A 9967-nucleotide genomic window follows, 5' to 3' on the forward strand; every position below is an offset into this window, starting at 1 on the left:
AATTATTATAAATTATAAAAAAATATACAAAAATATATATTTTGATATATAATATTTATTAGTTATAAGGAGGGATTATTATGTTAGGTTTTTCAAGAGATGAAATTAATAATTTAAAAGCAGAATTTACGATTAATGAAATTGCCCAACAACCCAAAATGTGGCGGGAAGTTTTAAAGTTATACAATGGTTTAGCTGATCAAATTAAAACTTTCCAAACCCAATTACAAAATAAACCATATAAGTATATTTTAGTGGGGGCTGGAACAAGTGAATTTGTGGGGAATGTTTTATTTGAATATTTAAAAACCCAGGGGTTGGATGCGGTTAGTATTGCAACTACCGATATTGTTTCGAATCCCGGGTTATATTTTAAAAATGACCAACCAACAGTATTAATTTCATTTGCACGATCGGGTAATTCACCAGAATCGCAAGCTACCGTTGAATATGCTAAACAATTAATCAGTGATTTAGTGCAAATTATTATTATCTGTAACAAAGAAGGCCAATTGGCAGTTAAAAATCATGATGATCACAAATCTTTGGTGCTCTTATTACCAGAGGCGACAAATGATAAATCGTTTGCGATGACTTCAAGTTTCACTTCAATGTTATTATATTGTTTAGTAGCATTAACTAAAGATGATAATAGCGACCACCTTGCGCAAGAAATTAATAACATCATCAATATTGTCGACAATGTTATTAATAATGATTATCAAATAATTAAAAAAATTGCTCAGGAAGATCACCAACGGATTATCTTTTTAGGGTCAAATATTTTAAAAGGATATGCCCAAGAAGCCCACTTAAAAGTTTTGGAGTTATCTGCTGGGGAAGTTACAACCTTTTTTAATTCAAGTCTCGGTTTTCGCCATGGTCCTAAATCAGTTGTTAATAACGAGAGTTTAATTGTCTTTTTTTTAAGTCAAAATCCTTATACTCGTCAATATGATTTAGATTTATTAAAAGAAATTGCCCATGATCAGGTTGCCAAAACAATTGTGGTGATTGATCATTTAAATGATAATAATGTTACTAAATATTGTCATTACTATTTAACAAATGATAGTTCATCCGAAACGAAAGATATTGTTGCGGGATTAAGCTATATCGTCCGTGCCCAAATTTATGCTGTTTATAAAGCAATTTGGTTAAACAAATCCCCAGATAATCCGTGTCCCACTGGTGAGGTTAACCGGGTTGTTAAAGGAGTCACAATCTATCCATACCAAAATAAATAACAGGGAAAAGATTTTTTCCCTGTTATTTTTTATTATCATCATCTTTCTGCTGCGAATGTTTTTTTCTTTTCACTTGGCCAAATCTTTTTTGGTAAGGTTCAATTAAACCAGTGTAGAGTTCTTTTTTTAAATCATTTTTCTTAATTTTTAAGAATAAATAAGTTAAATAAAAGACAAAATATAATGAACTTATTCCCACAAAGAGGGCAAAAATATCAACGCGTTCTCGGCCGCATACTAAATAAACCACCACGCCACTAATAAACATGGCGATAAAGAACGCTAGGAAACTATATTCAATGATTTTTTTCTTTTTCATTTTAAAAACCTCATTTTATTATCTCAAGATTATTATCGCACATTCTAGAAAAAATGTATGAAAATATATTAAATATATATAAAATTATACTTTTATATAGATAATTATATAAAAAAGTAGTATAAATAAAGTGAGATTATAAAATCTCACCAACAGAAGTTTAATGAGAAGTTTTCCATTCTTGTTTAAGCAAATAGGTTAATTAGCAAGATTAAGTATCTTAATGTTAAGGGTATATAAGTTTATTTATGTAAGATTATTTGCCACTAAACTAATGGGAAGGAGGGTAGTAAAATGCCTTCGATACTTTCAAAACAAGGAACTGGACCATCCGCGAAGTCAAAAAATGGCTTCAAGACAAGGTTCAATTCTAAAATTAAACAATCAGGAGTGGCATTGCAACGACTAGGAAAATCTTTAATGTTTCCGATTGCTGTATTGCCGATTGCTGCATTGATGAATCGGATTGGAACGTTATTATCTGATCCAACAATTGGAATCGTTAAAGATTCCTGAATTTGATGAATTGGTCAATTCATCATGGCACCCGGAGCGGCTGTTTTTAATAATATTGCGATTATTTTTGGAATTGGGGTTGCCTTTGGCCTTGCCAAAGATTACCGGGGTGAAGCGGCATTATGTGGCGGGATTTCTTATTTTATCTTAGTCATGATGACGGGGGAAAATATGATTCCATCCCTATTTTACCAAAATGTGTTAACATTTCATGGTTTTGCCAGCCCGACTGCTGATCCCAATGCCCTGGTGCCCCATAATTTTAGTCAGTTATTATATATTCCCTCACCCTTTCAAGATCCCCGTTCTTCAAATCCTGGTGATTTGGTTAACAGTGGTAGTTATGTTCTTGATACAGGAGTTGTGGGAGGAATTACTTGTGGGGCATTAGCTGCTTTTTGATATAATCGCTTTAAAGATATTCAATTACCCCAAGCGTTAGCGTTCTTTGGAGGTCGAAGATTTGTACCGATGGTAGCGGTCGTGTCTTCATTCTTTTTAGCCTTTATTTTTGCGGCAGTTTGACCATGAATCCAATATGTCTTAATTATTATTGGGAAAGCAATTTCCTCAGGAAATGCGGCTTCCGCCGGGGGAGCATTTGTTTATGCCTTTATTAACCGGTTATTACAACCATTTGGTGCCCATCATATTATTAACACTTTCTTATGGTTCCAATTACCAATTGAAGGTCCATTATTACCGGGAATTAATCCTGATAATATTGCTAATATTATTAATTTAGGTAATGGCAATTATATTGTTTTTGGTGATATTAATGCCTATAGTGCTGGAATTGAAACATCGGGAATTTTCCAATCGGGATTCTTTCCAGTATTCTTTGGTGGAATTCCCGCCACTGGGTTAGCAATGATTATGACTGCGCATAAATCACGACGCCGAGAAGTTGCTACCTTTATTGGAGGGGTGGCTCTTGTTTCGTTCTTAACTGGAATTGATGAACCACTAGTGTTTATCTGGATCTTTTTATCACCATTATTATTGGTAATTCATGCGGTCTTAACAGCTATTTTCGCGGCGGTTGTCGTGGGAATGGGAATTCGGTTAGGATTTGGTTTTAGTGCGGGGTTAATTGATTACTTAATTTCAGTTCCGAAATCATGAATTATGTCACTCCAACATGATAGTGTGGGAGCACGGATTGCCGCTAACCCGTTATGAGTCTTTCCAATTTCAATGGTAATGGGAGTTATTTATTATTTTATTTGATATTGATTAATTAAAAAAATGAATATTCCTACCCCTGGTCGAGAATTGAATGACAATACAACTGGTCAGCCAACCGGAACTAGTGGTGATAATATCAATGCTAGCCAAGCAACAACAGTCCAAGCTGAAAACCAAGCAGATTTACAAATGATTGCCCAAACCCAAGCGCAAACTGGGGTTAAATTAAAAGGAAAAGCTAAACGAACTGAATTGGCGAATAAATATCAACAAATGGCACAAACAATTGTTGATGTTGTTGGAAAAGATAATTTTAAAATCATTGAGAACTGTGCCACACGATTGCGGTTAATTGTAAAGGATAATAAAACTAATATTGATGATGCAAAATTAAAAGCATCAGGAATTTTTGGAATTATTCGGATTGGGAATGAAGGATTACAACTAGTTATTGGAACTGATGTGGAACATGTTGCTAATCGGGTTCGGGATTTAGTCGGACCATTATAGGATAAAATTTAGAGAGGAACGAGACAATGATTCAGAGCCTATTATTATTTAGTGAAACTAATTTAACAAACCAAGTTTTAGAATATTCATATATTGGAATTGGTGTTTTTGGCGCCATGTTAATGCTTTTTGTGGGATTACATATTTGGTGAAATCGTAAACAAAAGAAAAAATTAGAATATGTTGGTCATGAATCAATATTCCGCTTTCTAAAAATAAATGTTTTTGCGATTTTTGCAACAATTTGAGCATGTGGTCTTTTTAGTGCCATCATTGCTTTAATTAAAATGCATTAATAGGAAGGAAGATTCATAATGAAACGACTTTTAGCTTTATTTAGTGCGTTAACTTTAACAGCAACCACAACTAGTAGTATTATTGCTTGTAATGAAAAAAGTAGTGCCGTTGATTTATCATCGTACACCCAAGCAATGTTTGAACAAAAAATTAACTCGCAACACCCAACCGATAAATTTAGCGTAGTCTCATTTAATAACTTAGTGGATTTTTTATGAGATGTAATTTCCAATAATAAATTAAATAAAAAAATCCGGGATGAAAAATGAGTGGAAACTTTATTTTATAGTAGTAATAAGGGAACTACGGATTATGAAAACTTACTTGATAAGCCAGCTATTTTAAAAAATATTGATAATGGCACAAGTTTTTATACCAAATTACGTGTTAATAGTGATAAAGCCCATTTATTATCCGATTTAGTAACAGGGGAAACACCCTTTTTACAAATTACCCCCAGTGTCAAAGCAATTGACTTGGCGAACACTACAGTCTCTTTAAGTGATACTTTATTATATGGACAAGTCTATGATGATACTAAAATTGCTAGTTTAGTTACTAGTGTCCAACAACAATTGGTTCCAATGATTAATGAATTAGGTCAAACCTATCCACCAGAATTTACTATTAAACTGTACCGTGATCAAGATCGTCACCACGAATTAACCGCGCAAGATTTAACCTTTGCCGCAAAACAACTAGGGGATAATACAACCATCTATGTTAGTGCTAGTTATACCGGAACCAACCAAAAATATTTGCAAACATCAACTGGTAATTTTGAACTCAAATTAACAACAGTTGCACCAACTGTTAACTAATTTAAAAATAATTAAAAATTCTTTGCTGCTAATTAACTTATTAAACTTTCAATTAATTACTTCCAATTTTTAAAATCATTAATAAACTAAACTTAATTATAAAAGACTATATTATATAGTCTTTTATTTTTATGATATACTTTTACTAGTACCAAATAATGTACTATGAAATTACATTTTAAAAAAGTTAAAATTTTAATATAAAACTAATGAATTATTTGATAAAATAGTAGCAAGATTTTGGGGCAGATATATCGTAGCCCTTGTCGAAACATATTAATTTAGATATTGCTTTAATATTTTTTCGCGATATAATTAATAATGTTGATTAATTTTGTAGGTGATTTAATTATGGGAAAAGTTAGTATTGAACAAATTGCAGATATTGCTTACGCATCAGTTATTACAGTGCCAGGAGTCGCTGGTTTTGCAAAGATTGGTGATTTTAGTAGTGAAAAAGAAAATGTGACAATGTTAACAAAAAATTACTCAGAGTCAATCACGTTAAAACAAGATGGTAAAGATTATGTTATTGAAATTTACTTAATTTTATTAGAAGAAGTTAATATTCGCGATGTTAGTCAAGAAGTTCAAATTCGTATTAAGTATGAATTAGAAAAACTGGATATTTTTCCGGGTAACTTTACTGTCAATGTCAATGTGTTAGATTTATTAATCTAAAAATGTATTAAAGCAAAAGAGATATTTAAAAAACTAGATTGCAAATTATTATACTTAAGATAAGCGGTTATAAATAAGTTTGTAAGGTGATGAAAAAAATGGAATTTAACGCAAAGTCTTTTAAAGAGGCATTAATTAGTGGATATAATAATTTATATAATTTTTATCCTGAAATTGATAAATTAAATGTGTTCCCAGTCCCGGATGGGGATACCGGAACCAACATGAATCTAACAATGACCAACGCGGTCAAAGAAATTAATGAAGTTGATTCAACTTCAATTAGTAAAATTGCCGATGTATTTGCGAGAGGATTAATTATGGGGGCTCGTGGAAATTCCGGAGTTATTCTTTCGCAAATTTTTAGAGGATTTGCCAATGGCTTAAAAGGTGTTGATTTATTAACATCCGATGCTATTAAAGCCGCAATGATGCAAGCTAAAGAAGTTGCTTATAAGGCAGTGATGAAACCCGTGGAAGGAACAATTTTAACCGTTATTCGGGAAACTGCTGAAAATATTAATTCAGTATCCGATGATATGAATGTTCCGAATATTTTTGGAAAAATTGTTGAATTTTCCACAGCTTCCTTAAATAATACCCCGGAATTATTGCCAGTTTTAAAAGAAGTTGGGGTAGTTGATTCTGGTGGTTTTGGTTTGGTAAAAATCTTTGAAGGAATGACCGAATATTTTTCAACTGGAAAAGTAGTTCCGCAGTTGAAAAAGAAACATGATAGTTCAGAAAATAACATTATTATGGATAATTTAGAAGAAGAGTTTGGTTATTGTACCGAAACTATTGTAATGTTAAATGATAGTTATATTAATAAAATTGATGTTACCAAAATTCGACAAACCTTAGCGGAACAAGGGGGTAAATCAATTGTCGCGGTTGTGGATCAAGATATTTTAAAAACCCATGTCCATACTTTAATGCCCGGAACTGTGATTACTTTCTTGCAACAATTTGGGGAATTTCGTAATATTAAAGTTGACAATATGACTTTACAAGCTAAAAAACATGTTAAAACAATTAAAGTTGAACGTAAATTAAAAAATAAAGAAGCAATTATTGTTGTTTCTCCCGCTAGTGGAATTTCTAAGTTTTTTAAAAACGAATTAAATGTTCAAGCAGTTGTTAATGGGGGACAGTCAATGAACCCCTCAACAGATGATTATTTAAAAGCAATTGAAGATGTTGATGCGGTTGATGTCTTTATTTTACCAAATAATAGTAATGCTATTTTAGCCGCACAACAAGCAGCGAAGTTAGAAAAAAAATCAAATGTCTATGTTGTTCCGACAACTTCAGTTCAGGAGGGAATGGTTGCCGCGTTATCATTTGAACATGGTGAACATGCCAAAAAGAACTTTTCAACTTTAAAAAATGCCATTAAAAATGTTACTAGTTTATCAATTTCGCAATCAGCAAAAAATACTTCAATTGATGGAGTTAAAATTAATAAAAACGATTATATGGGAATTGTTAATAAAAAAATTATGTTTTCAAAGCCAAACATTGGTGAAGTTATTAAAAACTTGTTTGATAAAACAATTACCAAATCAACTGAAATTGTCACAATTTTTATTGGTGAAAATGCCGAAGCCAAAGATATTAATATGATTAAGAAATATTTAGATGAAAACTTTGACGTTGAATATGAAATTGTAAATGGTGAACAACAGTTATATCCATATTTAATTGCTGTTGAATAACTTGCTAATGCAGGATTTTAAATAATTTAATAATAAATTATTTAAAATCCTATTTTTTCTTCATAATTTCTTGAAAACATTTAATAATATGATAATATAAAAAAGGTTTAAATAATACACGGCACTATAGCCAAGTTGGCCAAGGCATGGGACTGCAACTCCCCGACCGTCGGTTCGAGTCCGACTAGTGCCTCCATTTTAACCACAAAATTATCAGAAAATATTGTTAATAATAAAATATTATTATATAATAAATATGTTTGACATGCGCCCATAGATCAATTGGATAGATCGTTTGACTACGGATCAAAAGGTTGTGGGTTCGAATCCTACTGGGCGTGCCATTTTTTTTAAATTAAATAACTTAATTATCGGAAAGTAGCTTAGCTTGGTAGAGCACTCGGTTTGGGACCGAGGGGTCGCAGGTTCGAATCCTGTCTTTCCGACCATTTATTGTCAAAATTGGGCCCGTAGCTCAGCTGGGAGAGCACCTGCCTTGCACGCAGGGGGTCGACGGTTCGATCCCGTTCGGGTCCACCAAAATAAATAACAATAACAACAAATCCATGTGGCGGGATAGCTCAGCTGGTTAGAGCGCTCGGCTCATACCCGGGAGGTCAAGAGTTCAAGTCTCTTTCCCGCTACCATGGACCCTTAGCTCAGTTGGTTAGAGCATCCGGCTCATAACCGGATGGTCACTGGTTCAAGTCCAGTAGGGTCCACCATCTGTTTATTAAAAATATGTGGAGAATTACCCAAGTCTGGTTGAAGGGAGCGGTCTTGAAAACCGCCAGGTGGTGAAAGCCACGCGGGGGTTCGAATCCCTCATTCTCCGCCATTTTAAAAATTACTTGAAATTAGCCTCCAAATTATGATAGTATTATTCTTGGAGAATTTATCGCGGGGTGGAGCAGTCTGGTAGCTCGTCGGGCTCATAACCCGAAGGTCGTAGGTTCAAATCCTGCCCCCGCAACCAAATGGTCTTGTAGTGAAGTGGTTATCATGCCTCTCTGTCACAGAGGAGATCGCGGGTTCGAGTCCCGTCAAGACCGCCATTTTAACGGTTCGGTAGCTCAGTTGGTAGAGCATTTGACTGAAGCTCAAAGTGTCGGCGGTTCAATTCCGTCCCGAACCACCATTAACAAATTCAATCTTATCTTAATATTACCTGGGAAAAATACTAAGAGAAGGTTGAATTTTTATTAACACTTTTTTTGTTTAAAAATCACAAGATAATTTTTGGAAAACCACCAACTTATTTGCTATTATTTAGGTGGTATAAAATAACTAAATGAATTAGAAAAACGCTATTTTGAGTGTAGATAACACCAGCAATATTATTAGTATTGGTGGTGTTTTTTATATTTATTAAGGTTTTATACTATTTGAAACGAAAACATAAAAGGAGAACACACAACTATGCCAATTAACCAAAAAGATTTGCAAGCAGCATATATGGATTTTAGACACGAGCTTACTTTAAAATGAGCTTTAGATTTTGACTTAAAAAACTTACAATATTATGAAATAAATCCTGATGTACAATCTTTTTACACAACACGAAATGCTATAATAAAAAAAGACATTAATAAGTATTTATCTAAGTGCTATGAAGCTTTTATAAAAGAAAATACTCCCCCTGATTTTGACGGTCAACTAGAAAATCCATTTGAAAATTTAAAAGAGACAGTTATTAACAATATAACAAATAAAATTAATGAAAAATCAGAAGGCAAGACGATATTAGCAGAGCGCGAATATATTGAAAATCAGTTAATTTGGTTAATGGATAAATCTATTAGTCAAATTGAAAAACAGCTTCGGAAAATCTACGAGAATGAAAATTATGAAGCTAAAGGTAAAGACAATCTTGAAGTAGCAAGGGAAGCTATTAAAAGAAAGATAAATAGAATTTATTTAGAATATTATGCTGGATTTGATTCAGAAGAATTTGCAATAGCTACCAAAAAATTTTTAATGGATAAGCAACGAAAATATAATCATGTTGAAACTATTGCAGAAGTTTTGCAAAAGGTAGCAGCGGATAATTTGTTAGATTTTAAATATGCATCATTAGAAGAATATGGGATAATGCGAAAATCAATTAAAGCCTTGGAACAAAAAGAGTTGAATAAACTTGATAAAGAAATTAAAAAAATGGCCGAAAAGATAGAAAATTCAATTTTAATAAATAAAAATGATAAATGAAACAGAAAAACAAAAAATGATGTAATTGATGTTCAAAAAAAAGAAGAATATAATCAAAAACTTAAAAATATAAAACATAAATTAACACTTGATATTCAGCGTTTTTATAGGGATGTTGAAAGAAAATTAAAACAATTTGAAAACAAAAAACATTCACTTTTTTCTGTGGAAAATATCTTGGGTCCACTTTATGAAAGTAAAACTTACTTAAGATTATATAATAATTCTTCCTATACAATGAACGACAAAAATAGGGAGAAAGTTTTAAATATTAAAGCCAAAAAAATTGGCATTATAAAAAAATTAAAAGGACTTGCAAATAATAAACCTTCAAATAAAAATTCAGAGCCTTCACGTGGCGAATAAATTAAAAAAAATAGTAAGTTGAATATGTCAAGAAAAGTAGACATATTAAAAATAAGTTATAGGAATGATTTTCTGTATTCAACAGGACTCATTCCT

At 32.3% G+C, this 9967-nt stretch carries 8 protein-coding genes and 10 tRNA genes; 17 read left to right on the plus strand and 1 reads right to left on the minus strand.

What is annotated here, in order from left to right:
- Positions 1-80: 80 nt before the first annotated feature.
- Entirely contained in the window at positions 81-1247 is a 1167-nt protein-coding gene (locus QPK10_RS04475; RefSeq protein ID WP_368486817.1) for an SIS domain-containing protein, read from the plus strand.
- A 22-nt stretch (positions 1248-1269) separates the two neighbouring features.
- Here QPK10_RS04475 and QPK10_RS04480 read toward each other — a convergent pair whose 3' ends face one another.
- A complete protein-coding gene (locus QPK10_RS04480; RefSeq protein ID WP_368486818.1) occupies positions 1270-1566 on the minus strand; it encodes a hypothetical protein in 297 nt (98 codons plus the stop codon).
- A gap of 294 nt (positions 1567-1860) precedes the next feature.
- Between QPK10_RS04480 and QPK10_RS04485 the strand changes: the two genes are divergently transcribed.
- From QPK10_RS04485 to QPK10_RS04560, 16 genes are all read left to right on the plus strand, one after another.
- On the plus strand, positions 1861-3780 hold the full coding sequence (locus QPK10_RS04485; protein ID WP_368486819.1) for a PTS transporter subunit EIIC: 1920 nt from the start codon (positions 1861-1863) through the stop codon (positions 3778-3780).
- Between the two features lie 26 nt (positions 3781-3806).
- Positions 3807-4076, plus strand: a complete 270-nt coding sequence (locus QPK10_RS04490; RefSeq protein ID WP_368486820.1) for a hypothetical protein — start codon at positions 3807-3809, stop codon at positions 4074-4076.
- An 18-nt stretch (positions 4077-4094) separates the two neighbouring features.
- On the plus strand, positions 4095-4898 hold the full coding sequence (locus QPK10_RS04495) for a lipoprotein (RefSeq protein WP_368486821.1): 804 nt from the start codon (positions 4095-4097) through the stop codon (positions 4896-4898).
- 351 nt (positions 4899-5249) lie between these two features.
- The gene (locus QPK10_RS04500; RefSeq protein WP_368486822.1) at positions 5250-5579 is read left to right on the plus strand and encodes an Asp23/Gls24 family envelope stress response protein; all 330 of its coding nucleotides are present in this window, start codon (positions 5250-5252) and stop codon (positions 5577-5579) included.
- A 98-nt stretch (positions 5580-5677) separates the two neighbouring features.
- Positions 5678-7297 carry a DAK2 domain-containing protein gene (locus tag QPK10_RS04505; protein WP_368486823.1) on the plus strand — a complete coding sequence of 540 codons (1620 nt, stop codon included), beginning with the start codon at positions 5678-5680 and terminating at the stop codon, positions 7295-7297.
- A 120-nt stretch (positions 7298-7417) separates the two neighbouring features.
- Positions 7418-7493, plus strand: a tRNA-Cys gene (locus QPK10_RS04510).
- Between the two features lie 71 nt (positions 7494-7564).
- Positions 7565-7641 (plus strand) — tRNA-Arg (locus QPK10_RS04515).
- Between the two features lie 28 nt (positions 7642-7669).
- Positions 7670-7746 (plus strand) — tRNA-Pro (locus tag QPK10_RS04520).
- A gap of 15 nt (positions 7747-7761) precedes the next feature.
- Positions 7762-7837, plus strand: a tRNA-Ala gene (locus QPK10_RS04525).
- A gap of 30 nt (positions 7838-7867) precedes the next feature.
- Positions 7868-7944, plus strand: a tRNA-Met gene (locus QPK10_RS04530).
- A gap of 1 nt (position 7945) precedes the next feature.
- Positions 7946-8022, plus strand: a tRNA-Ile gene (locus QPK10_RS04535).
- Between the two features lie 20 nt (positions 8023-8042).
- Positions 8043-8135 (plus strand) — tRNA-Ser (locus tag QPK10_RS04540).
- Between the two features lie 61 nt (positions 8136-8196).
- A tRNA-Met gene (locus tag QPK10_RS04545) sits at positions 8197-8273 on the plus strand.
- Positions 8274-8276: 3 nt separating this feature from the next.
- Positions 8277-8352 (plus strand) — tRNA-Asp (locus tag QPK10_RS04550).
- A 7-nt stretch (positions 8353-8359) separates the two neighbouring features.
- Positions 8360-8435 (plus strand) — tRNA-Phe (locus tag QPK10_RS04555).
- Positions 8436-8716: 281 nt separating this feature from the next.
- On the plus strand, positions 8717-9871 hold the full coding sequence (locus QPK10_RS04560) for a hypothetical protein (protein WP_368486824.1): 1155 nt from the start codon (positions 8717-8719) through the stop codon (positions 9869-9871).
- Positions 9872-9967 lie beyond the last annotated feature (96 nt).

This window comes from Spiroplasma sp. DGKH1 (assembly GCF_040940205.1).
Taxonomy (GTDB): domain Bacteria; phylum Bacillota_I; class Bacilli_A; order Mycoplasmatales; family Mycoplasmataceae; genus Spiroplasma.